Genomic DNA, 26,302 nt, shown 5'->3' with positions numbered 1-26,302 from the left:
GCCGTCCTGGGCCTCATCCCGCGCGGGGTTGGGCAGGGAAAACGAACCGCCCCTCGCGGCGGGTGGCCGGGAGGGGCGGTTCGGTGTCGGTCGGGCGGGTCAGACGGCGCCGGGGGCTCCGTGGCAGCGCTTGTACTTCTTGCCGGAACCGCAGTAGCACGGGGCGTTGCGGGACGGGCCGTTGGAGGCTTCCGCCTGGCCGGAGGTGCGGCTGGTGGTGCGGTGGGCTCCGGTGTGGGCCGGGCTGGCCGGGATCACCGGGGCCGGGCCGGCGCCGAGGCCCAGGGCCGGGGCGTTCTGCTCGGGCTGAAGGATCTGGGGGGCACCCGCTCCGGCCTCGCCGTCGATGGTCGGCGCGGTGTACTGGAGGTTCTGCGGGCGGCGACCCTCGCCGAGGCCCTTGGCGCGGACCTCGACGTGCTGGTGCTCGGGCTCGTTGGCCTTCGGCATGGCGACCGCCTGGGAGGGGTCGAGGGTGACCGTGGGGGTCTCCTCGACCTGGACCTCGAGGTTGAAGAGGAAACCGACCGCTTCTTCCTTGATGCCCTCCATCATCTGGTTGAACATGTCGAAGCCCTCGCGCTGGTACTCGACCACCGGGTCGCGCTGCGCGTACGCCCGCAGGCTGATGCCTTCCTGCAGGTAGTCCATCTCGTACAGGTGCTCGCGCCACTTGCGGTCGATCACCGCGAGCAGGACCTGACGCTCGAGTTCGCGGACCGCCTCCACGCCGAGCTCGTCCTCGCGGGCCTGGTAGGCCGCCTGGGCGTCCTGCTTGAGGCGGTTCAGGAGGAAGTCGTGGTCGAGGCCGCTGCGCTCGCCGCCGGCTTCCTCCTCGATGTCGTCGATGGTGACGCTCACCGGGAACAGGCGCCGGAGGTTGGTCCAGAGCTGCTCGAGGTCCCATTCCTCCGCGTAGCCGTCGGAGGTCGCGGCCGTGACGTAGTCGGTGGTCACGTCGTCGATCATGTGCTGGGCCTGCTCGTGCATGTCCTCGCCGTCGAGCACGCGCTTGCGTTCGGCGTAGATGACCTGGCGCTGCTTGTTGAGCACCTCGTCGTACTTGAGGACGTTCTTGCGGATCTCGGCGTTCTGGGCCTCGATCTGGGTCTGGGCGCTGCGGATCTGGCGGGTCACCATCTTCGACTCGATGGGGACGTCCTCCGGGATGTTGAAGCGGTCCATGACCGCCTCGACGGCACCGGCGCGGAACCGCTTCATCAGGTCGTCCTGCAGCGACAGGTAGAACCGGGACTCGCCCGGGTCGCCCTGCCGGCCGGAGCGGCCGCGGAGCTGGTTGTCGATGCGGCGGGAGTCGTGGCGCTCGGTGCCCAGGACGTACAGCCCGCCGGCGCCGATGACCTCGGCGGCCTCGGCCTCGCAGGCCTCCTTGACGGCCGGCATGACCTCTTCGAGGGCCTTCGCGTACTCCTCCGGGCTCTCGACCGGGTCCAGGCCGCGCTGGTGCAGCTCGGACGCGGCGAGGAACTCGGGGTTGCCACCGAGCAGGATGTCGGTGCCACGACCGGCCATGTTGGTGGCCACCGTGACCCCGCCCTTGCGCCCGGCCTGGGCGATGATCGTCGCCTCCTGGGCGTGGAACTTGGCGTTCAGCACGCTGTGCGGGATGCCGCGACGGCGCAGGAGGGTGGAGAGGATCTCGGAGTTCTCGACCGAGACCGTGCCGACGAGCACCGGCTGGCCGGTGGCGTGCCGCTCGGCGATGTCCTCGATGACCGCGTTGAACTTGGCCTTCTCGGTCTTGTAGATGACGTCCGGGTGGTCCACGCGGATCATCGGGCGGTGGGTCGGGATGCTGACCACGCCGACCTTGTAGACCTGGTTGAACTCGCCGGCCTCGGTCTGCGCGGTACCCGTCATGCCGCCGAGCTTGTTGTACAGGCGGAAGTAGTTCTGCAGCGTGATGGTCGCCAGGGTCTGGTTCTCCTGCTTGACCTCCACGCCCTCCTTCGCCTCGATGGCCTGGTGCATGCCCTCGTTGTAGCGGCGCCCGTGCAGGATGCGGCCGGTGAACTCGTCGACGATGAGGACTTCACCGTTGTCGTCGACGATGTAGTCCTTGTCCTTGCGGTAGAGCTCCTTGGCCTTGATGGCGTTGTTCAGGTAGCCCACCAGCGGCGTGTTCACCGACTCGTACAGGTTGTCGATGCCGAGCCGGTCCTCGACCCGGCCGACGCCGCGCTCGGTGATGGCGACCGTGCGCTTGGCCACGTCGACCTCGTAGTCGCCCTCGCCGTCGGTGCCCTTCTGGAGCCGGGCGACGATGGCGGAGAACTCGCCGTACCAGCGCTGGGAGTGCTCGCCGGGACCGGAGATGATCAGCGGCGTGCGCGCCTCGTCGATGAGGATCGAGTCCACCTCGTCGACGATGCAGAAGTTGTGGCCGCGCTGGACCAGCTCGGTCGCCGCCCACGCCATGTTGTCGCGCAGGTAGTCGAACCCGAACTCGTTGTTGGTGCCGTACGTGATGTCGCACGCGTACGCCGCACGGTGCTCGGCGGCCGGCCGGTTGGGCAGGATCACGCCCACGGTCAGGCCGAGGAACGTGTGCACCCGCCCGACCCACTCGGCGTCGCGCTGGGCGAGGTAGTCGTTGACCGTGATGATGTGCACGCCATCGCCGCTGAGGGCGTTCAGGTAGGCGGGGAACACACCGGTCAGGGTCTTGCCCTCACCGGTCTTCATCTCGGGGATGTTGCCGAAGTGAAGCGCGGCGCCGCCCATGAGCTGGACGTCGTACGCACGCTGCCCGAGCGTGCGACGAGCGCCCTCCCGGGCGACCGCGAACGCCTCGACCATCATGTCGTCGAGTGACTCACCATCGGCGTACCGCTGTTTGAACTGCTCGGTCCACTCCCGCAACTCGTCGTCGGTGAGGTCGGTGTACTCATCCTCGATCGAGTTGACCGCATCGGCGATCGCCTTGAGGCGACGCACCATGCGGCCTTCGCCTGCGCGGAGGACTTTTTCCAAAATCGACACGGGTCAACGCTCCCCTAGACGGTCTGCCGAACCATCGTAGGCGCCTTCTCTGGGTACCTGTGACCCGAGCCTCGGGTCAACCTCGCAAAACACATGAATACCGGCACCGCGTTCGCTCAAAGCGCATTGCGAGAAAAAGTGAAACCGGCAGGATGACCGCGTGCGCGTGCCCGATATCCATGTTGACGAACTTCATCTACGTCCGTGGCAGCCCGATGACGCCGAAGCGATGTTCCGGGCGTGTCAGGACCCCGTGCTGCACCGATGGGAGCAGACCCTGCCGTGGCCGTTCCGGCGCGAGGACGCCGACCGTTTCATCGCGAAGGCCACCGGGACCGGCTCGGCGCTGCACCTCGGCATCTTCGACCGGGCCGGCCTGGCGGGCGGTCTAGCGCTCCACCAGCTCGACGAGAAGGCCGGGACGGCGTCCCTCGGTTACTGGTCGGCAGCCGCGGCGCGTGGACGCAGAGTAACCGAACGGGCCGCCCGCGCCCTGCTGCGGCGAGCCTTCGACGAGGGGCTGACCCGGATCGACTGGCGGGCCGCGGCCGGCAACCACCCCTCGCGCCTGACGGCACTACGGCTCGGCTTCACGATGATCGGCACCCTGCCTGGCCCGGACAGATGGCTCATGGCACTGACCCCCGGAAAACTCACGGCCGCGGGCACGGACGTGGCTCATCCCGTACGGATGACAGCCCGTGCCTTTTTCTCCGCCCAGCCCGCACTCGACGCCGGGCCGGTCACGCTCCGTAAAACGCAGGAGCGGGACATCCCGGAGGTCGTCACCGCGTTCCGGGACCCCGAGGTGATCCGTTGGTTCGGCGCCCCGCAGCCCTACACCGAGGAACACGCCCGGCACTATGTCGACGTCAAAGTGGTGGACCGGTGGACCTCGGGCCGCGAAGCGGTCTTCGCGATCGCCGACGACTCGGACACCTGGGCCGGGTCGGCCGACGTCCGGATCCTCGACGACCCCGCGGTGGGCGAGCTGGGTTATCTGGTCTCCCCCAGGGCACGAGGGCACGGGTACGCGGTGAGCGCGGTCCGGGCCCTGAGCCGCTGGGCCTTCGAGGGCCTCGGTCTGGAGCGCCTGCAGATCCGATGGGAGAACGGCAACGACATCTCCGGGGTGGTCGCCCAGCGCGCGGGCTACACGACCGAAGGCCTGGTGCGGCAAGCTCTGGTGATCAACGGGAAACGGCGGGACTTCTGGATGGCGTCCCTGCTGAGAGATGAGGTCACGTGAAGGTGCCCACGATCACGGGTGACGGCGTACGGCTGCGCGGCCTGACCAAGGGCGACGTCGACGACCTGCTGGTGGCCTACAACGACTGGGATCTTCGGCGCTTCCTGCCGCCGCTGCCCATCCCGTTCACCCGCGGGCACGCCGAGGACTACGTCGAGGACGTCGTGCCGCGGATGTTCGCCGCCGGCGGCGGGTTCTGGGCGGTCGCCGACCCGGTGACCGACCGGCTGCTGGGCGGCGCCGGGATCGACCGGGTAGCCCCGGAACGCGGCCAGGCCGAGATCGGTTACTGGACCGCCCCGCATGCCCGCGGGCGTGGGGTGGCCACCGCGGCGGTGCGCGCGCTGACCGGGCACGCCGTCGAGGCCGGATTCGCCCGCGTCGAGCTGCTCACCCACTGGGAGAACACGATCAGCCAACGGGTGGCGCTGGCCGCCGGCTTCACCCGCGAAGGGGTACGCCGCTCGGCGCTGCCCGACCGCGACGGCGGCCGGGACGACCTGGTGGTCTTCACCCGCCTGGCCGACGACCCGCCCGAGCCGGTCGAACGGCTGCTCCCGGACCTGCCCGGCGGCGAACTCTCCGACGGTGTGGTGACCCTGCGGCCGCTGCTGCCGGAGCACCTGGACTTCCACGCCGACCTGAACAACCAGCCGGATGTGGTGGCGACCAGTGTCCCGCCGGTCCCGAAGAGCCGCCGGGAGATGGAGTTGCGCTGCGACCGGTCCCAGGCGCACTGGCTGGCCGGCGAACGCGCGGACATGGTCATCCTGGACGCCGCCACCGGGACGCCGGCCGGCGAGATCGGGCTCTATTACCTGGAACCGCCCCTCGCCCAGGCCATGATCGGGTACAGCATGCTGCCGGCGTGGCGCGGGCGAGGGTTTCCCACCCGCGCGGCGCAGCTGATCGCACTCTGGGCGTTCGCTGAGACGGGGATCGCCCGCCTCATCGCTGGGGTGCTGCCGACGAACCTGGGATCGCAGCGGGTGCTGGAGAAGGCCGGTTTCCAGCGCGAGGCGTACATGCGCTCGCGCCTGCCCGGCCCGGATGGCCGCCGCAGTGACGACCTTCAGTACGCCCTCATCGCCGAGGACACCCTGGCCCAGCTGAGCGGGGTGAAGGGCTGAGCGGGGTGAACGGCTCGGCGGGGTGACCCGCCGAGCCGGGCGGCCGGTCAGCCCGTCAGTTCCAGGCTGAGGATGCCGTAGTCGTAGCCGTGACGCCGGTAGACGACGCTGGGCCGGCCGCTTTCCTTGTCATGGAAGAGATAGAAGTCGTGACCGACGAGCTCCATCTGGAACAGGGCGTCGTCGACGGTCATCGGATCCGCGGGGTGTTCCTTCTCGCGCACGATCCGCCACGGCTGGTTGTCGTCGTGTTCCTGCGGGTCCGCGGCCAGGGACGGGTCCACGTCCGGCGGCGTGACGTCCGGCAGGTCGGTCGGGAGCCCGGCGGTGGCGGCGGCCACGGAGACCGGGGCGTGCCGGCCGCGATGCACGCGGCGGCGGTCGGCGGCGCGGCGCAGGCGTCCGTCGAGTTTGTTGAAGGCGACATCCAGTGCGGCGTAGAAATCCTTGGCACAGGCCTCGGCCCGGATCACCGGCCCGCGGGTCATCACGGTGATCTCCACACGCTGGCAGTTGTCCGACTGTCGCGGGTTGCGCTCGTGGAACAACTCCACGTCGACCCGGATGAGTTTCTGGTCATACCGCTCGACTTTTGCCAGCTTGTCGGCGACGTGTTCCCGGTAGTGAGCAGGAACCTCTACGTTGCGGCCCTTGACGACAATGTCCACTCGTGACCTCCCCCAACGTTGCACTTGATCGCGGTGTGCTGGTTGTCGGTGACGTATGGGATAACGAAGCAAACCCATGTACGTGACCGAATCGGCTTACGAGGACGCTCCTCTCCGGTGCGGCGGGTCGATCGACCTCGGCTCCGGGTGGCGGGTAAGGCATCGCGCCTTACCCTCGTCACCAGAACGCTAACCTGCCGAGGCCTGCCCGTCACCCCTCGTTGGGGAACCCGATAGCGGGACTTCCGACCCTGGCACCCTCGACGCGGCACCCCGGCCCACCCGGTCCCGGCGGACCCCGCGAAGCCTGGTGGCCGCCAGCACCGCGGCACCATTGACCTGCATGTCCACCTCCCGGAGCCGACTCGTCACCGCGGCCAGAGTGGCCCCGGTGGTAACGCTGTCGTCGACCACTATCAGCGTGCCTCCGATCATCGGCCGCCGCCGTGGAATCAGGATCCGGGTATGTCGGATTCGCAGGGAATTCTCAGCCGCGATCGCCCGTCCGCGCACATCAAGTAACGCGGAGTCGACCCGAGGCATCGCCCGGAGCGGCTGACCGACGGCCACCCGCCACCCCACCCGCCCCAACCGCCGAGCCGCGGCGCCGGCCAGCCGGGCCATATGATCCCCACCCCGCTCCCGCACGGCCCCCGCGGTCGAAGGCACCGGCACCAACCACACCGGCACGCCCGGACCACCACCCGCGCGAACGGCAGCATCGGCCACGGCCGCCGCGAGAAGAGCCCCCAACGGCCGGGCCAACCGATGCCGGCCCTTCTCCTTGTACGCGAGCAGCGCTCCCCGCAACGCCCCCGCATAGGCCCCCACGGCAACACAGGGCGGCATGCCCGGCGGAGGCGGCGAGGGACTGGTCGGATACGGGAGCAGCCCCTCCAGCACCGTCACGCAGGCGGCACAGGCCCCGAAGCGCAATCGGACCCGCTCAGCCCCGCAGCCGGCACAAACCCCCGGCAGAACAAGATCAACCAGATCCGCCCCAAGACCCCTCACCCACCCACTCCCGTCCCACCGCTTCCCATCCCACCGCTTCCCACCAACCCAGAACACGCCGCCCGGACCACGCCGCCCGGACCACGCCATCCGGACCACGCCCAGACGAGGCCACTGGCCCAAACATCTCTCCGGCCGAACCCGGCCCGCCACCATTTCTCGGCCTGTTCGACGCCCACGCGGCCCGCTCCAGCTCCCACCACCAGGGCCGGCCGCAGTCCCCTCCCGCCCCTGAACCCAATCCTCGCGACGAACAGCCACCGACAACTGGTGCCCACGTTCCGGAGCAGCAGCCCGTGCCGACGCGGCAGAGCGAGCCGGCAGCCCGTTGACGAGACGGCAAACCCCGCCGACAAGGCCGCACGCCCACCAGACCCGGCGCCGGCGTTATCCCGACGACAAGGCGGACCGCACGCCGAGAAGGCTTCGGGGACAAGCCGGACCACGGCTTACCGCCCGGCCAGGATGCGGCAAGGTCCCGGCCGGCCAAGACCTACCCGCGAGGCCTCGGGCGGGGCACACCCGCAGGGCCTCGGGCGGGGCACACCCGCAGGGCCTCGGGCGGGACATACCCGCAGGGCCTCGGGCGGGACATACCCGCAGGGCCTCGGGCGGGGCACACCAGCAGGGCCTCGGGCGGGGCATACCCGCAGGGCCTCGGCCGGCCGGGACGTACCCACAAGGCCCTGGCGGCAGGGACCGGCCCGTGAGGCCTCGGCGAGACGGAACCGCACGGCGGGGTCTCGCCCGCGGGCAGGCCGTGACGGTGACGCCCCGCCGATGGGGCCGTGCGGCGTCGGACACGGCGGCCGTGATGGCGAAGCCTGTCGGTGGCTTCCCTGGTCCCATGCCTCCCGCGACCGCGAATCGACCACGATCCCGGCCGGCCCTTGCCGCCGATCGGCCCGGACCAGCTTCCGGGGCCGGGTCAGCGCAGGTAGAAGGGGGCTACCGGGACGACCTTGGGGGCTGGGTTCTCCACTGGTTCGGCCAGGTCGGCGACGCCGATGCGGACCGCTCCGGACAGGATGTCGAAGGCTGCTCCTTTGGCCATGTACTGCATGACGTCCGGGCCGCCCTTGCCGGAGTAGGGGCTGACCGGGTAGGTCGCGAGGTAGGAGACGTGGTCGGTGCCGATGTCGGCCAGGACCTCGGAGGAGTAGGCGCCGTCGATGCCGGTCTGGATGATCGCCACGCGTTCGCGGACGCGCAGCGTGCCGGCCACCACGAGGGAGGTTTCGGTGCCCCAGTCCACGGCGGTGACGTCTCGGAGGCGTTCTGTCTCGACGCGGCGCGGGGTGGACAGCTCGGTGCCGTCGCCGTCGGCTGTCATGGCCGCCACGAAGAGTTTGCCGCCGGCGACCAGGGCCACCCGGCGGCCGTCGGGGGCTACCGCCGCGGCGGTGATCGCGCCGGGTGGGCCGGGCCAGACGACCTCGCGCAGGGGGGCGCCGTCGGCGGAGAAGCTGTAGAGGCGGCCGCCGACGGTGATCAGACCGAGGGCTCCGGTCTGGGCGTCGTCGGAGGTCAGGGCCCAGACCGGCTGGCCGGCCGGGCCGCTGGGTAGCGCCACCCGGCGCAGATCGGCGCGCTCGCCCATGGCCACGCTGCCGACCTGCAGCGACGTGACGCCCTTGGCCGAGGTCACCAGGGCGGCGTAGCGCCGGTCGCTGAAGCTGCGGGCGAACGCGGCGGCGGTGACGTCGTGGTTGGCCTCGGGCCGGATCACCGGGATGGGGTCGGCGGCGCCGGGTGAGCCGGTCACCCGTTTGACCTGCCCGGCGTAGATGACGAAGCGTTCGGGGGACTCGGCCATCCGGTAGGCCGCGTTGCTGGTGAGGTAGTCGTTGCCGTCGTAGTCGGTCTGGCTCTGGTTGCCGATCTTGAGCTCGAGCACCCGGGGCAGGAAGGTTCGCAGCGACCACATCAGCTGGCGCCGTAGCCGGTCGAGCGCGTTCGGGTCGTCCGGTGGCTCGACCGAGGTGTCGCTCAGGTTGATGCGCAGCTTGCCCTCGCTCTCGGCGGGGACGTTGCCGATCAGGGCCGCTCCCTCGGGCAGGGGCTCGACCGCTCCGGTGAGCCACGCCGCGGGGCCTTCGATCATCCACTTGATGATCTCCTGGGGGGCCTGTTCGCGGGGCACGTCGTCGGACAGGTAGCGCACGTCGGGGACCAGCGCGGTGTGTTCGGGGTTCCAGAAGTAGATCGTGTGCGGGTCGTAGTAGGTGTCGAGCGCGTCGTCGGTGAGCAGCAGGACCTGGGGCGCCTTGGTGACGAACAGGCCGGTCTTGCCGGTGATCCCGGAGACCGTGAGCGTGTAGGTGACCACGCCGGTCTCCGGCGACGGCTCGATCGTCCCGTTGTGCTTGAGCAGCCCGACCGTCAGCGCCTGGATCAGCACCTCGTCGCTGCCCGGGTTGACCAGCGGCTCGTCGACCGTGTGAATGATCTTGATGTCGGACGGGGCCTTGAACGTGGTGGCGGCCGACGGTGAGAGGAAGCTCTGCACCTGCTTGAGCGAGGCGTCGGGGTCGCTGGCCGCGGCCGCGGAGAGATAGGACTTGGCCAGCTCGGTACGGTCGTCGGCCTGTTCCCGGGTGGGCCTGATGTTCTCGGCGTCGGTGCCCGAGGCCATGCCCACGGCCGGGCCGGAGGCGGAGCCGACCTTGGCGACGTCGGTGTTGTCCGGGATGCCGCAGCCGGCGAGCACCAGCGCTCCGGAAAGCACGACGACAAGAACTCCGCGATTCATCGACCCACCTCCGCGGGTTCGTCGTCCCCGGCCGGCGCGCCCGGCCCGGTGGTGGAAGCAGGAACGGTGGTGGAAGCAGGACCGGCGGCCGGCTCACGTGCGAGTGAGGGAGCGGGTACGGGTGCGTCCACCGCCCGGTCGCGCGGGATCAGTGGCAGCGGGGCCGCGACGAGCCGGTCGCCGGCCCGGACCGGCACGGTCAGCCGGAACTGCGAGCCACCGCCGGGCTCACCCCAGGCCTCGAGCCAGCCGCCATGCAGCCGGGCGTCCTCGACGGAGATCGACAGGCCCAGGCCGGTGCCGCCGGTCTGCCGGGCCCGTGACGGGTCGGCGCGCCAGAAGCGGTTGAAGACCAGGCGCTCCTCGCCCGGTTTCAGTCCCACGCCGTGGTCGCGCACGGTGACGGCGACCGCGGCGTCGTCGGTGGCCAGGGTGACCTCGACCGGGCGGCCCTCGCCGTGCTCGACCGCGTTGCCGACCAGGTTGCGCAGGATCCGCTCGACCCGGCGCGGGTCGACCTCGGCGATGACCGGGGTGTCGGGCAGCCGCAGCTCGATGGTGATGCCGACCCGCTCGGCCAGGCTCTCGAGACGCTCGGCGACCCGTTGCACGATCGGCACCAGGTCGGAGTGCTCGGAGTCGAGGGCCGCGAAACCGGCGTCGAAGCGGCTGATCTCCAGCAGGTCGGTGAGCAGGCTCTCGAAGCGGTCCAGCTCGGCCTGCAGCAGCTCGGCGCTGCGCGCCACGGCCGGGTCGAACTCGTCACGCTCGGAGAAGATGAGGTCGGCGGCCATGCGTACGGTCGTGAGCGGGGTGCGCAGCTCGTGGGACACGTCGGAGGTGAACCGCCGCTGGAGGCGGGACATCTCCTCCAGGCGCACGATCTGGCGCTGCAGGTTGGCCGCCATCTGGTTGAACGACGCGGCGAGCAGCGCGAGGTCGTCCTCGCCGTCGACCTTCATCCGCTGGTCGAGCAGGCCGGCGGAGAGCCGCTGGGCGGTGCGGGCCGCGACCCGGACCGGCGTCACCACCATGCGGGTGACCAGGCCGGCCACCATGCTCAGCAGGATGACCAGCGCCAGACCGGTGACCAGGACCGTGGTACGGATCTGGTTGGCGGCGCGGTCCTCGGTGGTCAGCGGGACCATGTAGTAGAGCTCGAGGTGACCGAACGAGGTCGGCACCGGCGAGCCCCAGACCAGGTATTTCACCTGTTCGCCGCCGACCTCGGTGGTGCGGATCTGCTGGGCGAGCTGGGCGTCGGCGGAGACCTCGTGGCGCATCTCCCGGGTGATCAGCGTCCCGGTGTCGTCCTTCGAGCTGACCGGCTTGAGGTCGGGGAAGTTGTCGGCGCGGATGGTGAGGATCGCGCCGCCGCTCTCCGCGGAGTCACCCGCGGACAGCCGGGTGATCGTGTTGTTGAGCGTCACCGGGAGCTTCGGGTCGCGCACCTGCCGGTGCACGGTGAGCTGCTGCCGGGCGTACTCGACCTTGGCCGCGGTCTGCGAGCCGACCTCGTCGCGGGCCCGGTCGAGCAGGATGTTGGTGCTGCGGTCGGCGATGAACCAGCCGAAACCGCCGACCAGCAGGCTGGACGCGACCAGGGTGAGCGTGACGACCCGCAGGTGCAGCGAGCGCCGCCAGCTGCGCCGCACCGGGGCGGAGAGCCGCCTGCCCCGGCGCACGACGACACGCCAGTGCCGCCGCACCGCTCTGAGGGTGCGGCGGACGGGCATCGGTAACCAGGCTGGAGCTCGCATCGGGGCCAAGGTTAACCCGTCCGCGGGCCCCGCTCAGCAGGCCTGTGGACAGCTCACCCGGTGCCGGCCTTGTAGCCCACGCCGCGCACGGTCAGGATGATCTCCGGCCGCTCCGGATCGGGTTCGATCTTCGCCCGGAGTCGCTGGACGTGCACGTTGACCAGCCGGGTGTCGGCGGCGTGCCGGTAACCCCAGACCTGCTCGAGCAGCACCTCGCGGGTGAAGACCTGACGCGGCTTGCGGGCGAGCGCGACCAGCAGGTCGAACTCCAGCGGCGTCAGCTTCACCTCCTCGCCGTCGCGCGAGACGGTGTGCGCGGGCACGTCGATGGTGATCTGGTTGCCGGGCGGCCCGATGGTGAGCATCTCCGGCGCGGCGTCCTCACCACGGCGCAGGCGGGCACGCATGCGCGCCACGAGCTCCTTGGGCTTGAACGGCTTGACCACGTAGTCGTCGGCCCCGGACTCGAGACCCAGGACCACGTCGACGGTGTCGCTCTTGGCGGTGAGCATGACGATCGGGATGCCCGACTCGGTGCGGATGGCCCGGGCGACGTCGATGCCGCTCATGCCGGGCAGCATGAGGTCGAGCAGGACGATGTCGGGCCTGCTCTCCCGGAACGCGGCGAGGGCTCGTTCACCGTCGGCCACGAAGGAGGGCAGGAAGCCCTCGCTGCGCAGGACGATGCCGAGCATCTCCGCCAGCGCGGGGTCGTCGTCGACGACGAGTACACGGGCTCTCATGCGATCCAATATTGCACTGTCCCCTTCCGGGCCGTGTGACCGGCTGTCGATCAAGACTCGTCACGGTGGAAAAACCAGGCTCACGAGAACAGCGCCCGGCCCCAGAAATCCTCCGCTCCGCCGACCCCGGGGGGACAGGCGAAAAGGGCAAGAGAGACCGGCTTGAGGTATTCGTTCATCTCGTCATGACGGGACAAGCTCAGCTGAACCGGTACGAACTGCTTACGCGGGTCCCGTTGGTACGCGATGAAGAACAGTCCCGCGTCGAGGCGCCCGAGCCCGTCCGAGCCGTCGACGAAGTTGTAGCCGCGGCGCAGCAGCCGGGCCCCACCGTTCAGGTCGGGGTGGGCGAGCCGGACGTGCGAGCCCTCGGGCAGCACCCGTGGATCGGGCTCGTCGAACTCCCCGGCCATGCCGAGCGGAGCGCCGGTGCCCTTGTGCCGGCCGACGATCGTCTCCTGCTCCGACAGCGACGAGCGGTCCCAGGTCTCGATGATCATCCGGATCTTCCGGGTCACCAGGTACGCCCCGCCGGTCATCCAGTCCGGCCCGTCACCGGGCTGCACCCACAGGTGTTGTTCGAGCAGCGCGGCCTCCTCGAGCTTCAGGTTGGCCGTACCGTCCTTGAATCCGAAGAGGTTGCGGGGTGTCGCCTGGGCCGTGGACGTGGACGACGTGCGCCCGAAGCCCAGCTGCGACCAGCGCACGCTGACCGTGCCCATGCCGATCCGCGCCAGGTTGCGGATCGCGTGCACGGCGACCTGCGGATCGTCGGCACAGGCCTGGACGCAGAGGTCGCCGCCGCCCAGCGCGGCGTCGAGCACGTCGCCCGGGAAGTGCGGCAGGTCGTCGAGGGCGGGCGGGAGCCGGTCGGCGATCCCGAACCGGTCGCGGCCGTCGGCGTCGCGGAACAGCGTCGCGCCGAAACCGACCGTGATGGTCAGGTTGGCCGGCGGCAGGCCGAGCGCCTCACCGGTGTCGTCCGGCGGCGCCTCGGGCACCCCGTTGACCGCCCCGATCTCCCCCGCGTCGCGCCCCGACGCCATCCGGGTGGCGGCCGCGGTCCAGTCCTTCAGCAGCTGGACGAGGCGGTTCCGGTCCTTGGTGATGACGTCGAACGCCACGAAGTGCAGCCGGTCCTGCGCCGGGGTGACGATGCCGGCCTGATGCTCACCGGCGAAGGCGACCGCGTTGCCGGGCGGTGGTGTGAAGGACCGCACCCCGGCGGCCCCGATGGCGGCGACCCCGACCGTGCCGGCGCCGGCGAGCGCGATGGCCCGCCGGCGCGAGTAACCAGCAGTGGACATCGGGACTACTTCTGCGAGACCACCGCGGCGACCTTGGAGATCGGCTCGGCGAGCGCGTTGATCGCGTCCGAGAGACCCTTCAGGTCGGCCGGGGTGAGCTGGTTGTGCAGCTTCCAGCCGTCACCGTCGCGGTACTTCGTGAGCACGGTGTCGACGTTGGCGAACTCGGTGTCGAGCGTCGTGATCAGGGCAGCATCGCGCTCCTCGAGGACCGGGCGCAGCGCCGCGATGGCGGCCTTGGAACCCTCGACGTTGGCGTTGAAGTCCCACAGGTCGGTGTGCGAGTAACGGTCCTCCTCGCCGGTGATCTTGCCGGTGGCGACCTCGTCGAGCAGGCCCTTGGCGCCGTTGGCGAGCTGCAGCGGAGAGAGCGTCTCGGCGTTCGCCTTGACCACGATCTCCTTCACGTCGACCAGCAGCTGGTCGGCGATCGGACCGTCCTTACCGAGGTCCGGAGTGGTGGCCCAGAGGTCCTTCTCGAGGCGGTGGAAGCCGGTGAACTCCATGCCCTCCTCGATGACCTCCTCACGACCGTCGATCCTCGGGTCGAGGTCGCCGAAGATCTCCGCGACCGGCTCGATGCGCTCCCAGTACGTACGGGTGATCGGGAACAGGGCCTTGGCCTTGTCGACCTCGCCGGCCTTGACCGCGGTCACGAACTCCTCGGTCTTCGGCAACAGCGCCTCGGTCTGGCTCTTGACGTAGCGCGAGTAGCTGGCGGTCGCGTCGGCCAGCTTGGCGTCGGCGGTCAGCGGGGCCGCCGAACCCGAGACGGTGAACGCCGAGCGGATGCCCTTGCCGATCATGCCGGGCTTGCACGCCGTCTCGTAGGAGCCGGCGGGCAGCTCGACGTGCAGCTCACGGGAGAGCCCGGGAGCGATGTTCTCGACCTCACCCATGATCCGGTCGCCCGCGGCGTACACGTAGAACTCGGTGACCTTGTTGCCGCCGTTGGTCACGGTGAAGACGCTGGTGCCGGCCCCGGCCGAGGCAGAGGCCACCTCGCAGGCCGTGTCGGAGGCCTTGACCACGATGGGTCCGCCGGCGGCGTCCGAGGAGGAGTCGGAGGAGTCGCCGCACGCGGCGAGCGAGCCGCCGAGCAGACCGACGGCGGCGAGGGTGACGAGCCGGGAATTACGCATGGTTCTCCTGATGGGATCGCACGGGCCAGAGAAAGATCGCGAGTACGGGGAGCCCGTACGCGAGCCACGCGAGGGTCTCGAGCACCGATGCCGTGGGGGTGATGTTGAACATGCCGGTGAGCAGCGCGGTGTACCAGGCGCTGGGATCGAGCACGGCGCTGATGTCGTACGCCAGGTTGTTGAGACCCGGGAGCACGCCGGACTCCTGGAAGTCGTGCACCCCGTACTTCAGGATCCCGGCCGCGACCAGGACCAGCACGGCCCCGGTCCAGGTGAAGAACGTCCCCAGGTTGATCCGCACCGCGGTCGCGTACATCAGCCATCCGATGACGACGGCCGAGCCGATGCCGCCGATCAGGGCCAGCAACGGCCTGGTGTTCGACGACGCGCCCTGCACGGCGGAGTAGAAGATCAGCGACGTCTCGAGGCCCTCGCGGACGACCGCCAGGAACGCCATCACGCCCACCGCGATCGACCCCACGGCCAGCGCGTCCCGCAGTTTGCCGCGCAGGTCACCGGCGATGGACCGGGCGGCGCGGCGCATCCAGAAAATCATCCAGGTTACGAAGCCGACGGCCAGCACCGAGGTGACCGCTTCGAAGAGTTCGCGCTGCTCGTACCGTTGCAGAAGGGTCGTCTCGGTGTAGCTGAGCAGCCATCCGAAGAAGACCGAGAGCGCGACGGCCAGGGCGACCCCAGCCCCGACCTGGGGCAACCGGTCCTTGCGCTCCGATTTGACGAGGAACGCGACCAGGATGCTGACCACCAGGGTGGCCTCCAGCCCCTCACGGAGTCCGATGAGGTAGGTCGCGAGCATGGCACTCCGTCAGTTAGGTTTACCTAAGTAAGGCTTGGCACACCATAGTCACGACGAAGCGCGAGTCGTCAAGCTGCGATTTTGAATCGTGCTGCACGACACGGGCGGCCGGAGCCGCCCGCGCCCCTTCAGCTCAGATCGAACTCACCCGCGCGGACCCCGGCAAGAAACGCCGACCATCCCTCCTGGTCGAAATCCAGCACCGGTCCCGACACATCCTTGGAGTCGCGGACAAAGACCGTCGACGACGCGGCAGCGACCTCCACGCAGTGTCCGGCGGCACCACTTCGGGTGCTTTTCTTCCATGCCAACGCATTGTTCTGCAATGTCATACCTTTCAGCGAATGAATACTCGCTGACTTAACGCCACTTGACGCACGACAGCGGCCGTCAACCGAGTCGTTCGCCTGATCGGGCGATCAGACTCCGCGTCTCGCCGACCGGCAGAGACCGCCGCCGCAGATCCTCGAAAGCGGCCCGATACACCCGGACCTCGGCATCCTTGGTGCGCAACTGACCGCCGATCAGATCCTCGCTGTGCACCACAGGGGGCCGATCCTCGAACTCGAAAATGACAAAAGCCTCGGTGAGAGCCGCGTGCGACCCCGCCGAGAAAGGCATGACACGAAGGTCGACCCCGGGGCGCCCACTCGCGTCGTACAACCGCTGGAGCTGCCGGCGAAGCACCGCACGACCACCGACCTCACGCCGCAGAACGGACTCGTCGAGCACCACGCACAATTCCGGCGCGGGCTCCCTGGTCAGCACACTCTGCCGGGCCATACGCAACGCGGTCCGCCGCTGCAGAATCTCCGGATCACGATTGTCGGCACCGGCCCCGATGACGGCATGCGCATACTCATCGGTCTGCAGAAGACCGGGAACAAGCTGCGCTTCCCATTCACACATCGACACGGCCTCGGCCTCAAAAGCGACATACTCGTCGTACGGCTCAGCCACCGACGACCGGTAGGGCGCCCACCAGACCCGCACCCGCCCCCGCCGCGCCAGATCCCGCAACCGCACCAGCTCGACCCGCGGAGCCCCCAGCACCTGCAGCAGGCGCTCAAGATCGGCGTCACTGATCCCGGTCCGGGCCGTCTCGATCCGGCTCAACTTCGACTCGGACCACCCCAGCAGGCCGGCCACCGCCGCACCCCGCCGGCCCCCACGCATCCGCCGGAGCTCATCCGCGAGCTCCCGCCGGGCAGCCATCGACGTCGGTCCAGCCACGAACCCCACCGTACCGGCCGCCGGCTGCAACTTGCAGACCACTATCTGCACTTGCAGATCGGCCGTGACCATGTGCTAATGGGATGAGAAGGACGACTTGGTGCAGGTCGCCGGGCGGGAGGCACTGCACCCTGCGCATCGCCTGCGGGGGCGGCGCGCGGAACCGGAAAGCGGACCGGCGGCGGCAACCACCGGTTCGCTTTTCCATGTCCGAGCCGAACCCCGTTCCTCGGGTACGTCGTCCGCAGCGCGCCACCCGGGCGCTCACCACACACTCAGCGAACCACCCTCGCGAGCGTGGGCGACCCCGGACAGCGAACGAGGCGACAGGTCAAAGACCCGCCGCCCCGTTCATCCCCCCGGTTTGGTACCGCGCGCGTCGTGGGACCCCCCGATCACCATTGACGCTGCGTGTTTATAGATTCACACTCCGCAACCCTCATGTCAAGCAAATCCGGAAATTTCGTATTAAGTACCTTCTGGCACCTCACGAACGATCCCGCTTCCACCCACCCCGCCACCCGCAATCACCGCGCGCCGGCACCCACAGCAGGCAGTCAGCGCACACCCTCGTTCCAGCAGGCGCCGCTGCAAGCTGTCGCCGCGGCGGGTAATCACCGCGAGGCGTCACCACAGCAGGGATCATCGCGGCCAGACGAGCGGTGAGTAACACGCGGAGATGCCCCTGCAGTGCGCGATCACCCCGAGCTGTCCTTGCGGGCGCGATCACCGGGAGGCGTCGTCGCGGTGACGGTCGGGGTGCGGCGAGCTGTTGTGGTTGCGGTTCCGCGAATGGCGCCGGCCCGGCGCTACCGGGATGGCTGGGCGTGATCGTCCTCAGCCCTCACCGACGTGACGGCCGACTGGTGCCACCCGGGCGCGGTGGGCCGGTCAGACGGTCCCGGCTGCCGGGGAGGGCTGCGGGTGGGTGGTCAGGGAGCCACCGCGGCCACGAAGAGCTGGCCCAGGCCTGCTGCGGTCGCCGGGCCGGTCGACGCGGGGATGTAGGCCGCTGTTCCGGGGGTGAGCTCCACCGGGGTGCCGTCCACCGCCTCCGCCACGTAGACGTCTCCCTGGGTGCCCAGGACGATGCGAGGGCCCTGCGGGGGCAGGCTCAGCGGCGGTGTGGCCGGGCCCAGGTCCAGGCGGTAGAGAGCGAACTCGCGGGCCGGGACCTGCCAGGTCTGGACACCCGGGGACACGGGGGTGGCCGGGAGGATGGGGTCGTCGAGGGTTTCGAAGCGGAGGACGCGCAGGAGTTCGTCCACGTCGACGCGTTTGGGGGTCAGGCCGCCGCGGAGGACGTTGTCGCTGGCCGCCATGATTTCGACGCCGGTGCCGGACAGGTAGGCGTGCAGGTTTCCGGCCGGCATCCAGATGGCTTCGCCGGGCTGCAGGCGTACGTGATTGAGCAGGAGCGCGACCAGAGCTCCCGGGTCTCCCGGGTAGTGGGCGGCCAGGCTGGTCGCCAACGGTGACGTGCCCGCGGCCACGACCTCGGCCAGCAGCGCCGCGCGGTCGTCCGCGGGCCAGGTCAGCAGCGTGTGGACAGCTTCACGCAGGCCCTCGACGCCCTTGCGGAGAGCGGTGACGACCGGGGTCAGGCGGTCGATGCCGAACGCTTCGAGGGCTTTCGCCGCCTCGTCCGGGGCGCGGAAGCCGCACAGCGCCTCGAACGGCGTGAGGGCTACCAGCATCTCCGGCTTGTGGAAGGCGTCCGTGTAGTTCCGGGGGGCGTCCGGGTCCGCCTCCTGGGCCGCGAAGGCCTTCTTGGCATAGTCGGCGTCCGGGTGCGCCTGCAGGGAGAGGGGGGTCTCGGCGGCGAGGATCTTCATGAGGTACGGGAGCCGTACGCCGAATTCCTTGACCGTTTCCGCACCGAGCTGGGCCTCGGGATCGTCCTCGATCAGCGTCGCGAGGCTGATCGGGCCGTCCGCCGCGGTGACCGTGGCCGGGTCGCCCGGGTGGGCGCCCAGCCAGAGTTCCGCTTCCGGCGTGCCGGTCGGCGCCGGCCGGCCCTGCAGCCCGGCGATCGAGGTGCGCGATCCCCAGGCGTAGGGCCGGATGACGCCGGTCAGCGGAAAAACAGCAGCCACCTCGGCCACCCTCCCCATCTCAGTGTGCGGTGACGGCGTCCTGCGACGCGGTCGGCTGGTCCTTCTGCGGGTGGTAGATGTCCGGTTCGAGGTAGATGACCCGGGCGATGGGCAGCGCCTCGCGGATGCGTACCTCGGTCTCGTTGATGTGCCGGGCCACCTCCTCGGCGCTCTCCGTGCGCGGGACCGCGATCTTCGCCGCGACCAGGAGCTCCTCGGGGCCGAGGTAGAGCGTCTTCATGTGGATGATGCGCTCCACGCCGGGGCCGGCGGTGATCGCTTTCTCCAGCTTGACGACGTCCTCGGGGTTGGCGCCCTCGCCGAGCAGCAGGCTCTTGGTCTCGATCGCCAGGATGATCGCGATCATGACCAGCAGCGCGCCGATGGCGAGCGTGCCGATGCCGTCCCAGACACCGTTGCCGGTGATCAGGGTCAGGACCACGCCGAACATCGCCAGTACGAGGCCGACCAGGGCGCCGGCGTCCTCGAGCAGCACCACGGGCAGCTCGGGGGCCTTGGCGCGGCGCACGAAGTTGACCCAGGACTGCTTGCCACGGGTGTGGTTGGACTCCTTGATCGCCGTCCGGAAGGAGTAACCCTCCAGGCAGATGGCGATGCCGAGCACCACCACCGGCACCCACTGCCACTCGTGGATGCCCTCCCGGTGCTGGACCTTGTGGTAGCCCTCGTAGATCGCGAAGAGACCACCGACGCTGAACAACACGATCGAGACGATGAACGCGTAGATGTAGCGCTCCCGTCCGTACCCGAAGGGGTGTTCGGGGGTGGCCTTGCGCTTGGATCTGTTGCCGCCGAGCAGCAGCAGGGCCTGGTTGCCGGAGTCGGCGACCGAGTGGATCGCCTCGGCGAGCATCGACGAGGACCCGGTCAGCAGCCAGGCCAGGAACTTGGTGAGCGCGATGCCGAGGTTCGCCCCCAGCGCCGCGATGATCGCTTTGTTGCCGCCGCCAGCACTCACGGCCTGTTCTCCGGCATGGGGTTGCTCAGTTCCTTCATTTCGTTGATCGCGGGTACGGCCACGGGGTCGAGGCCGTGCGCCAGAGCGAGATAGATCGAGGCGAAGTCGGGCACCGCCGTGAGCGACGCCAGCCGCTCCAGCGCCGATCCGCCCTCCGCGGTGAGCACGTCACAGCGCACGCCACGGCGCTCGGCGAGCACCTGGACCGCCTCCGCCCGGCGCTCCTCGACGGCGACCGGTTCGTCCGCCTCGTCCTCCGGGTTGAGACCGCCGTCGCGGAACACGACGAGCCGCAGCCGGGTGGTGGCCTCCTCGTCGTCCGGGTCGGCGAAGATGTCCCGGGTCGACTCGGCGAGCCCGCCGAACGGGCCGTCGAGCAGCCCGACCCGGCCACGACCGGCCTCGCCGAGCGCGCCGGCCATCACCGGATACCGCGCGTTGGCGGCCAGCGTGTCCGCGAAGCGCCGGGCGGCGACCGTGGCCAGCGGGGACGAACCCCAGATGACCGGCACCGAGCCGGCCAGGTCGAGCGCCAGGGCCTTCGCCGGGTTGACGAAATTCTCCGCACCCGGGCGGCAGCGCTCGGCGTCCGCGTCGAGGCGGGCGGCGGTCTCGGCGAAGTCGGCCTCGTTCACCTTGACCAGGCCGAGGGCACGGGCGGCCAGCAGCACCGGCACGGCCAGGCCCCACAGGCTGGCCCGGGCCGGGGCGCGGCGGGGCACCGGGATGAACGGCGCCCGGGCCCGCTCGGCCATGGCCTGGAGCTCGGAGTCGGGATTGCCGATCGCGACCAGCCGGGCACCCCGGCGGGCGGCGGCGTCGGCGGCGGCCAGCGCCTCGGGACTGCGCCCGGAGGCGGAGACCGCGATGACCACGTCCGCGGCGCCGACCCAGCCCGGCACACCCGCGCTGCGGTGCCCGATGACCGGGACCGGGCAGCGGGGCCCGGCGACCGTGGCCAGGATGTTGCCGGTCAGGCCGGCGGTGCCGATGCCGGCGACGACGACCGCCCGGGGGCGGCCCTCGTCGGCCAGCAGGGTCAGGTTGGCCTCGGCGGCCAGCGCCGCCGACTCACGCACCTGGGCACCGGCGGACGCGGTGGCGCGGAGCATGCCACCCGGGTCGTTCGCCAGCACTGCCTTCTCGTCGGCGAGCAAGGACTCGTCGGCGACCCGGCGGCCGGTCAGACCGGCGCCGCTCTCCCTGGGGCTGGCCATGTCAGGACACCTCACTCTGCGCGCCGGAACCTGCGGCGGGCCCGGCCTCATCCAGCAGGAGCACCGGGATGTCGTCACGCACCTCGAAGACCCTGCCGCACTCGGTGCAGGTCAGGGTCTTCGCGGCCGCGTCGTACCCGAGCGGCGCGTGGTGCGTGTCCGGGCAGGCCAGAATCTCCAGCAACTGCGGGTCGAGGGCCACCGAACGGCTCCTTCGTGACGCGGGGATTACCTATGGACCAGGTGATCCTAACCGCGCACGATGGCCAGCACTTCGTCCCGCAGCGCAGCCATCCGGTCCGGCTTCGCCGCTTCGACGTTCAGGCGCAGCAGCGGCTCGGTGTTGGAAGCGCGCAGGTTGAACCAGGAGCCGTCGTTGAGCTGGAACGTCAGGCCGTCCAGGGTGTCGACGACCGCGTCCGGGAACGCCGCGCGTACCTTCTCGATCGTCGCCTTCGCGTTCGCAACCGTGCTATTGATCTCACCGGAGGCGGCGTACCGCTCGAACTCGGCGGCGAACTCGGACAGCGGCTCGTCCTGGCTGCCGAACTCGGCCAGCACGTGCATCGCGGCGAGCATGCCGGTGTCGGCGAACCAGAAATCGCGGAAGTAGTAGTGCGCCGAGTGCTCACCGCCGAAGATGGCGTTCGTACGGGCCATCTCGGCCTTGATGAAGGAGTGACCGACCCGGCTGCGCACCGGGACCCCGCCGTTCTCCTTGATGATCTCCGGTACGGCCGCGGAGGTGATCAGGTTGTGGATGACCGTGGCACCGGGCGCCTTGGCCAGCTCCCGCTTGGCCACCAGCGCGGTGATCGCGGACGGGGACACCGGGTCGCCGTTCTCGTCCACCACGAAGCAGCGGTCGGCGTCGCCGTCGAACGCGAGCCCCAGGTCGGCGCCGTGCTCACGGACCGCGGCCTGCAGGTCCACCAGGTTGGCGGGGTCGAGCGGGTTCGCCTCGTGATTCGGGAACGAACCGTCCAGCTCGAAGTACATCGGCACGATCTCCAGCGGCAGTGCCGCCAGCAGCTGGTCACCGAGCACGGCGGGGACGGTGTGGCCACCCATGCCGTTGCCGGCGTCCACGACCACCTTGAGCGGCCGGATGCCGGAGAGGTCGACGAGCGAGCGCAGGTGCTCCGCATACCCGGCGAGCAGGTCGACGTGCTCGACGGCCTCGGGCACCTCACCGACCGCACCCAGGTCGGAGAGCAGCTCCTCGGCCCGGATACGGACGGTGATGAGGCCACTGTCCTGCCCGACCGGCCGGGCGCCGGCGCGGCACAGCTTGATGCCGTTGTACTGGGCCGGGTTGTGGCTGGCGGTGAACATGGCACCGGGCAGGCCGAGCACCCCGGACGCGTAGTAGAGCTGGTCGGTGGAGGCCAGACCGATGTGCACCACCGACGAGCCGGCCGAGTTGGCACCGGCGGCGAAAGCGGCGGCCAGGCTCGGGCCGGTCTCGCGCATGTCGTGAGCGATGACGATCTTGTCGGCGTCGTCGCCGGACTCCCGCAACATCTCCACGAAAGCCGTACCCAGGGCACGGGCAACGGTCTCATCGAGCTGCTCGGGCACGATGCCCCGTACGTCGTACGCCTTCACGAGCTGGGACAGGTCAGTCAACGCACACTCCTTGGGCGATTTACTGTCCTGCCGAGACTAACGGAGCGCTGGTAGCCACCACGTGGCAACTGGATGGCACCACCGTCTCGGTGTTGTTACGGCCCGCTGTCACTCTGTGCACAGCGGGCCGCTCCCAGTTGATCAGCCCCAGAAGACGTACGTGGCACCGTAGGGCACAGCCTTGGTGGCACCGTCGGTGCAGGTGCCGGCCGGAGCCACGCCACCCGACGTGCCGAGCCGCTGGATGTAGGCCGCCTTCGCGAGCACGCCGGTGGCCGGGCCGCTGTGGCTGTTCACCTGCAGCAGCAGCTCAGCGATGGTGCCGGCCTTGGCCTTCTCGCCGACCTTGGTCGCGGTGACCAGCGACTGGTCGCGCGTGGACTGCCAGCTCGGGCCCTTGAAGTGGTGCAGCCAGCCACCGGTGCCGACCAGCTTGGCCTCGGGCACCGACGCACCGGCGAACGAGCCGGCGGCGCAGGTGTAGGTCTGGGTGCCGGACGCGACCTTGTAGACGCCGATCTTGCGCAGTCCGGCCGGCGGGTTGATCCCCGGGACGGTGGAGGCGGCCGGGGTGGGGCTGGCGGTGGCCGTGGGGCTGGCGGTGGGCCGGGGTCGCGCCTGCTCGGCGGCGGAAGCCTGGAAGGTCACTGCGGTCAGCGCCCCGACGACGGCCACTGCGGCGCCGGCGAGGACTGCGGTACGAGCGGGGGAACGCATGGCGGTGCTCCTTATTACTCGGATGTCCGACGCGTCCTACGGCGCGCACCCTCGCCACAGTTCATCGATTGCCCCAAATGGCCGCTAGACGTTACCCGATCGGCCAACGTGAATCCATGGATATCGAAATGCGAGGGGCTTTTTGTCTGATATTTGCCCTTTAATCGCAATCCGTACGGTGGGCTCCCCTACCCGCCGTGGCAAGGTGACCAGGTGAGTGAAGATCATTGGTCCGAGGTCGCCGCCGACTGGGCCGCGGCCTGGGGCGGTTTCGGCGAGCCGGCCTGGCATGCCGTCCTCGCCGCGAGCGGCGCCGGGCCCGGGACACGCGTGCTCGACGTGGGGTGCGGCAGCGGCGACTTCCTCGCGTACGCGGGGAAACACGGGCTCTTGACGTCCGGCGCCGACCCCGCACCCGGGATGCTCGCCCTCGCCCGGCCCCGCGCGGACGAGGTCCGGGAGGCCGGAGCGTCGTCGCTGCCCTGGCCGGACAGTACCTTCGACCTGGTCACAGCGTTCAACTCGCTGCAGTTCGCCGAGGACATCGACGACGGCCTGGCCGAGATGGCCCGGGTGACGAGGCCGGGTGGACACATCGCGGTGGCCAACTGGGCCGAGCGGTCCCTCAACGACCTGGACGCCCTGGACCGCGTGCTGCGTGACGACCCCCCACTCGACGCCCTCCCACCCGACGCCCTCCCGACCGACGCCCTCCCGACCGACGGTGGGGCGGATGGTGATCTGCGGGCTGCCGGTGGGCTTGAGGAGCTGCTGACGGATGGCGGGCTCGTGGTGGTCGCGGCCGGGCTGGTCGCGGTGCCGTGGCTGGTGGCCGGCGACGACGCGCTGGTGCGCGGGATCCTGCTGGGCGAGGATCCCGCCCTCGCTCCCGAGGTGATCGCCGCCGCCACGGCGTTCCGGGAGGAGGGCGGGGGTTACCGGTTCATCAATCACTTCCGCTTCGCGGTGGGGCGGACATCAGCCGGCTCCTGATCAGGAAGCGCACCCCGTCGGGGGCTTCCAGGCTGAAACCACTGCCCCGGCCCGGCACCACATCGACCGTCAGATGTGTGTGCTTCCAGGTTTCATACTGCGCGACGCTCATCCAGAACTGGACGGGCTCCTCGACCCCGTCGATGTGCAGCTCCTCCAGCAGGATGTCGCTGGATCCGGTGCGGAACTCCCCATCCGGGTAGCACATCGGAGCGCTGCCGTCGCAACATCCACCGGACTGGTGGAACATCAACGGCCCGTGCCGGCCCCGCAGCGACCGGAGTACCTCGGCCGCCGCGGGCGTCACCTCGACCCGGGCACTCATCAGAAGAAGCCCATCGCCTTCGGCGAGTAACTGACCAGCAGGTTCTTCGTCTGCTGGTAGTGATCGAGCATCATCTTGTGGTTCTCCCGGCCGATGCCCGACTGCTTGTAGCCGCCGAACGCCGCGTGCGCCGGATACTGGTGGTAGCAGTTGGTCCACACCCGGCCGGCCTTGATCTCGCGGCCGGCCCGATACGCCTGGTTGACGTCCCGGGTCCAGACTCCCGCGCCCAGGCCGTACAGCGTGTCGTTGGCGGTCTTGATGGCGTCCGCGAAGTCGGAGAAGGACGTCACCGAGACGACCGGGCCGAAGATCTCCTCCTGGAAGATCCGCATCGAGTTGGACCCCTCGAAGACGGTCGGCTGCACGTAGTAGCCACCCGCCAGGTCGCCGCCGAGTTCCGTCCGGGCGCCACCGATGAGGACCTTCGCACCCTCCTGCTTACCGATATCGATGTAGGACAGGATCTTCTCGAGCTGGTCGTTGGACGCCTGCGCGCCGACCTGGGTGTCGGTGTCCAGGGGATTGCCCTGCTTCATGTTCTCCACGCGTTTGACGCCCGCGGCCAGGAAGTCCGAGTAGTGCCCACGCTGGATCAGCGCGCGCGACGGGCAGGTGCAGACCTCACCCTGGTTGAGCGCGAACATCGCGAAGCCCTCGAGCGCCTTGTCCATGAAGTCGTCGTCGGCGCGGCTCACGTCGTCGAAGAAGAGGTTCGGGCTCTTGCCCCCGAGCTCCAGCGTCACCGGGATGATGTTCTCGGAGGCGTACTGCATGATCAGGCGACCGGTGGTGGTCTCCCCGGTGAAGGCGACCTTGGCCACCCGCTTCGACGACGCGAGCGGCTTGCCCGCCTCGACACCGAAGCCGTTGACGATGTTGAGCACGCCCGGCGGCAGCAGGTCACCGATGATCGAGATCAGGTAGTGGATCGACGCCGGGGTCTGCTCGGCGGGCTTCAGCACCACCGCGTTGCCGGCCGCCAGGGCGGGAGCCAGCTTCCAGACCGCCATGAGGATCGGGAAGTTCCACGGGATGATCTGCGCGACCACGCCCAGCGGCTCGTGGAAGTGGTAGGCGACGGTGTCGTCGTCGATCTCGCCGAGCGTGCCCTCCTGGGCCCGCAGAGCACCGGCGAAGTAGCGGAAGTGGTCGACCGCCAGCGGCAGATCGGCGGCCAGGGTCTCCCGGACCGGCTTGCCGTTCTCCCAGGTCTCGGCGACCGCCAGCGCTTCGAGATTCGCCTCCATCCGGTCGGCGATCCTGTTCAGGATGTTCGCGCGGTCGGCGACCGAGGTGCGTGCCCAGGCCGGCGCGGCGCCGTGCGCCGCGTCCAGTGCCCGCTCGACGTCGTCGGCGGTGCCCCGGGCGATCTCACAGAAGGTCTGCCCGGTCACCGGGGACGGGTTGTCGAAGTACTGGCCCTTGACCGGAGGCACATACTCGCCGCCGATCCAGTGGTCGTAGCGGCTCTCGTAACTGACGATCGAACCCTCGGTGCCGGGCGCCTTGTAGACAGTCATGGCTT

At 69.9% G+C, this 26,302-nt stretch carries 22 protein-coding genes; 3 read left to right on the top strand and 19 right to left on the bottom strand.

The window, feature by feature from the left end; translation table 11 throughout:
- Positions 1 to 99 precede the first annotated feature (99 nt).
- The gene (secA, locus tag ACIA6A_RS31480; protein ID WP_396101593.1) at positions 100 to 3,003 is read right to left on the bottom strand and encodes a preprotein translocase subunit SecA; all 2,904 of its coding nucleotides are present in this window, start codon (positions 3,001 to 3,003) and stop codon (positions 100 to 102) included.
- 160 nt (positions 3,004 to 3,163) lie between these two features.
- Between secA and ACIA6A_RS31475 the strand changes: the two genes are divergently transcribed.
- Positions 3,164 to 4,252, top strand: a complete 1,089-nt coding sequence (locus ACIA6A_RS31475) for a GNAT family N-acetyltransferase (protein ID WP_396101592.1) — start codon at positions 3,164 to 3,166, stop codon at positions 4,250 to 4,252.
- The gene (locus ACIA6A_RS31470) at positions 4,249 to 5,382 is read left to right on the top strand and encodes a GNAT family N-acetyltransferase (protein WP_396101591.1); all 1,134 of its coding nucleotides are present in this window, start codon (positions 4,249 to 4,251) and stop codon (positions 5,380 to 5,382) included. The genes ACIA6A_RS31475 and ACIA6A_RS31470 overlap by 4 nt, the downstream gene beginning before the upstream one ends.
- Before the next feature lie 47 nt (positions 5,383 to 5,429).
- Here ACIA6A_RS31470 and hpf read toward each other — a convergent pair whose 3' ends face one another.
- The 16 genes from hpf to ACIA6A_RS31390 form a co-directional block, all read right to left on the bottom strand.
- Positions 5,430 to 6,050: a ribosome hibernation-promoting factor, HPF/YfiA family gene (gene hpf / locus ACIA6A_RS31465; RefSeq protein WP_396101590.1), complete on the bottom strand. Its 621-nt coding sequence runs from the start codon at positions 6,048 to 6,050 to the stop codon at positions 5,430 to 5,432.
- Between the two features lie 189 nt (positions 6,051 to 6,239).
- Positions 6,240 to 7,064, bottom strand: coding sequence for a ComF family protein (locus ACIA6A_RS31460; protein WP_396101589.1), 825 nt, complete (start codon positions 7,062 to 7,064; stop codon positions 6,240 to 6,242).
- A gap of 928 nt (positions 7,065 to 7,992) precedes the next feature.
- A complete protein-coding gene (locus ACIA6A_RS31455) occupies positions 7,993 to 9,816 on the bottom strand; it encodes an LpqB family beta-propeller domain-containing protein (protein ID WP_396101588.1) in 1,824 nt (607 codons plus the stop codon).
- Positions 9,813 to 11,552, bottom strand: coding sequence for an MtrAB system histidine kinase MtrB (mtrB, locus tag ACIA6A_RS31450; RefSeq protein WP_396101852.1), 1,740 nt, complete (start codon positions 11,550 to 11,552; stop codon positions 9,813 to 9,815). The genes ACIA6A_RS31455 and mtrB overlap by 4 nt, the downstream gene beginning before the upstream one ends.
- A gap of 77 nt (positions 11,553 to 11,629) precedes the next feature.
- Positions 11,630 to 12,319 (bottom strand): MtrAB system response regulator MtrA, encoded by a 690-nt coding sequence (gene mtrA / locus ACIA6A_RS31445; protein ID WP_023358973.1) that lies wholly within the window; start codon positions 12,317 to 12,319, stop codon positions 11,630 to 11,632.
- Positions 12,320 to 12,399: 80 nt separating this feature from the next.
- Complete coding sequence (efeB, locus tag ACIA6A_RS31440) at positions 12,400 to 13,626, bottom strand: iron uptake transporter deferrochelatase/peroxidase subunit (protein ID WP_396101587.1); 1,227 nt, start codon at positions 13,624 to 13,626, stop codon at positions 12,400 to 12,402.
- A gap of 5 nt (positions 13,627 to 13,631) precedes the next feature.
- Positions 13,632 to 14,768, bottom strand: coding sequence for an iron uptake system protein EfeO (gene efeO / locus ACIA6A_RS31435; RefSeq protein WP_396101586.1), 1,137 nt, complete (start codon positions 14,766 to 14,768; stop codon positions 13,632 to 13,634).
- Complete coding sequence (gene efeU, locus ACIA6A_RS31430) at positions 14,761 to 15,585, bottom strand: iron uptake transporter permease EfeU (protein ID WP_396101585.1); 825 nt, start codon at positions 15,583 to 15,585, stop codon at positions 14,761 to 14,763. Before efeU ends, efeO begins: the two co-directional genes overlap by 8 nt.
- A gap of 128 nt (positions 15,586 to 15,713) precedes the next feature.
- Positions 15,714 to 15,917: a DUF397 domain-containing protein gene (locus ACIA6A_RS31425; protein WP_396101584.1), complete on the bottom strand. Its 204-nt coding sequence runs from the start codon at positions 15,915 to 15,917 to the stop codon at positions 15,714 to 15,716.
- 58 nt (positions 15,918 to 15,975) lie between these two features.
- Positions 15,976 to 16,800 carry a helix-turn-helix domain-containing protein gene (locus tag ACIA6A_RS31420; RefSeq protein ID WP_396101851.1) on the bottom strand — a complete coding sequence of 275 codons (825 nt, stop codon included), beginning with the start codon at positions 16,798 to 16,800 and terminating at the stop codon, positions 15,976 to 15,978.
- A gap of 950 nt (positions 16,801 to 17,750) precedes the next feature.
- Positions 17,751 to 18,914 carry a mannose-6-phosphate isomerase, class I gene (gene manA, locus ACIA6A_RS31415; protein WP_396101583.1) on the bottom strand — a complete coding sequence of 388 codons (1,164 nt, stop codon included), beginning with the start codon at positions 18,912 to 18,914 and terminating at the stop codon, positions 17,751 to 17,753.
- Between the two features lie 19 nt (positions 18,915 to 18,933).
- On the bottom strand, positions 18,934 to 19,893 hold the full coding sequence (locus tag ACIA6A_RS31410) for a cation diffusion facilitator family transporter (RefSeq protein WP_396101582.1): 960 nt from the start codon (positions 19,891 to 19,893) through the stop codon (positions 18,934 to 18,936).
- Positions 19,890 to 21,110: an SIS domain-containing protein gene (locus tag ACIA6A_RS31405; protein ID WP_396101581.1), complete on the bottom strand. Its 1,221-nt coding sequence runs from the start codon at positions 21,108 to 21,110 to the stop codon at positions 19,890 to 19,892. The genes ACIA6A_RS31410 and ACIA6A_RS31405 overlap by 4 nt, the downstream gene beginning before the upstream one ends.
- A 1-nt stretch (position 21,111) precedes the next feature.
- Positions 21,112 to 21,312: a Trm112 family protein gene (locus tag ACIA6A_RS31400; protein WP_396101580.1), complete on the bottom strand. Its 201-nt coding sequence runs from the start codon at positions 21,310 to 21,312 to the stop codon at positions 21,112 to 21,114.
- 47 nt (positions 21,313 to 21,359) lie between these two features.
- Positions 21,360 to 22,739, bottom strand: coding sequence for a phosphomannomutase/phosphoglucomutase (locus ACIA6A_RS31395; protein WP_396101579.1), 1,380 nt, complete (start codon positions 22,737 to 22,739; stop codon positions 21,360 to 21,362).
- Positions 22,740 to 22,880: 141 nt separating this feature from the next.
- Entirely contained in the window at positions 22,881 to 23,456 is a 576-nt protein-coding gene (locus ACIA6A_RS31390; protein ID WP_396101578.1) for a DUF3455 domain-containing protein, read from the bottom strand.
- Between the two features lie 213 nt (positions 23,457 to 23,669).
- Here ACIA6A_RS31390 and ACIA6A_RS31385 point away from each other — a divergent pair, with 213 nt between their 5' ends.
- Positions 23,670 to 24,449 (top strand): class I SAM-dependent methyltransferase, encoded by a 780-nt coding sequence (locus ACIA6A_RS31385; protein WP_396101577.1) that lies wholly within the window; start codon positions 23,670 to 23,672, stop codon positions 24,447 to 24,449.
- On the opposite strand, the gene ACIA6A_RS31380 is transcribed toward ACIA6A_RS31385, so the two are convergent.
- Positions 24,403 to 24,774 (bottom strand): DUF779 domain-containing protein, encoded by a 372-nt coding sequence (locus tag ACIA6A_RS31380; protein ID WP_396101576.1) that lies wholly within the window; start codon positions 24,772 to 24,774, stop codon positions 24,403 to 24,405. The genes ACIA6A_RS31385 and ACIA6A_RS31380 overlap by 47 nt on opposite strands.
- Entirely contained in the window at positions 24,774 to 26,297 is a 1,524-nt protein-coding gene (locus ACIA6A_RS31375; RefSeq protein WP_396101575.1) for an aldehyde dehydrogenase family protein, read from the bottom strand. Before ACIA6A_RS31375 ends, ACIA6A_RS31380 begins: the two co-directional genes overlap by 1 nt.
- Between the last annotated feature and the right edge of the window lie 5 nt (positions 26,298 to 26,302).

The organism is Actinoplanes sp. NPDC051494, assembly GCF_044454705.1.
Taxonomy (GTDB): Bacteria; Actinomycetota; Actinomycetes; order Mycobacteriales; family Micromonosporaceae; genus Actinoplanes.
This window is presented reverse-complemented; position numbering and strand designations above follow the sequence as displayed.

Excerpts from the sequence above, each read along its gene's own strand:
- ACIA6A_RS31405 (WP_396101581.1), bottom strand. The coding sequence starts at position 21,110 with ATGGCCAGCCCCAGGGAGAGCGGCGCCGGTCTGACCGGCCGCCGGGTC.
- mtrB (WP_396101852.1), bottom strand. The coding sequence starts at position 11,552 with ATGCCCGTCCGCCGCACCCTCAGAGCGGTGCGGCGGCACTGGCGTGTC.
- mtrA (WP_023358973.1), bottom strand. The coding sequence starts at position 12,319 with ATGAGAGCCCGTGTACTCGTCGTCGACGACGACCCCGCGCTGGCGGAG.
- ACIA6A_RS31380 (WP_396101576.1), bottom strand. The coding sequence starts at position 24,774 with ATGAGTGCCCGGGTCGAGGTGACGCCCGCGGCGGCCGAGGTACTCCGG.
- ACIA6A_RS31375 (WP_396101575.1), bottom strand. The coding sequence starts at position 26,297 with ATGACTGTCTACAAGGCGCCCGGCACCGAGGGTTCGATCGTCAGTTAC.
- efeB (WP_396101587.1), bottom strand. The coding sequence starts at position 13,626 with ATGTCCACTGCTGGTTACTCGCGCCGGCGGGCCATCGCGCTCGCCGGC.
- ACIA6A_RS31420 (WP_396101851.1), bottom strand. The coding sequence starts at position 16,800 with ATGGCTGCCCGGCGGGAGCTCGCGGATGAGCTCCGGCGGATGCGTGGG.
- efeU (WP_396101585.1), bottom strand. The coding sequence starts at position 15,585 with ATGCTCGCGACCTACCTCATCGGACTCCGTGAGGGGCTGGAGGCCACC.
- ACIA6A_RS31425 (WP_396101584.1), bottom strand. The coding sequence starts at position 15,917 with ATGACATTGCAGAACAATGCGTTGGCATGGAAGAAAAGCACCCGAAGT.
- ACIA6A_RS31390 (WP_396101578.1), bottom strand. The coding sequence starts at position 23,456 with ATGCGTTCCCCCGCTCGTACCGCAGTCCTCGCCGGCGCCGCAGTGGCC.
- ACIA6A_RS31455 (WP_396101588.1), bottom strand. The coding sequence starts at position 9,816 with ATGAATCGCGGAGTTCTTGTCGTCGTGCTTTCCGGAGCGCTGGTGCTC.
- efeO (WP_396101586.1), bottom strand. The coding sequence starts at position 14,768 with ATGCGTAATTCCCGGCTCGTCACCCTCGCCGCCGTCGGTCTGCTCGGC.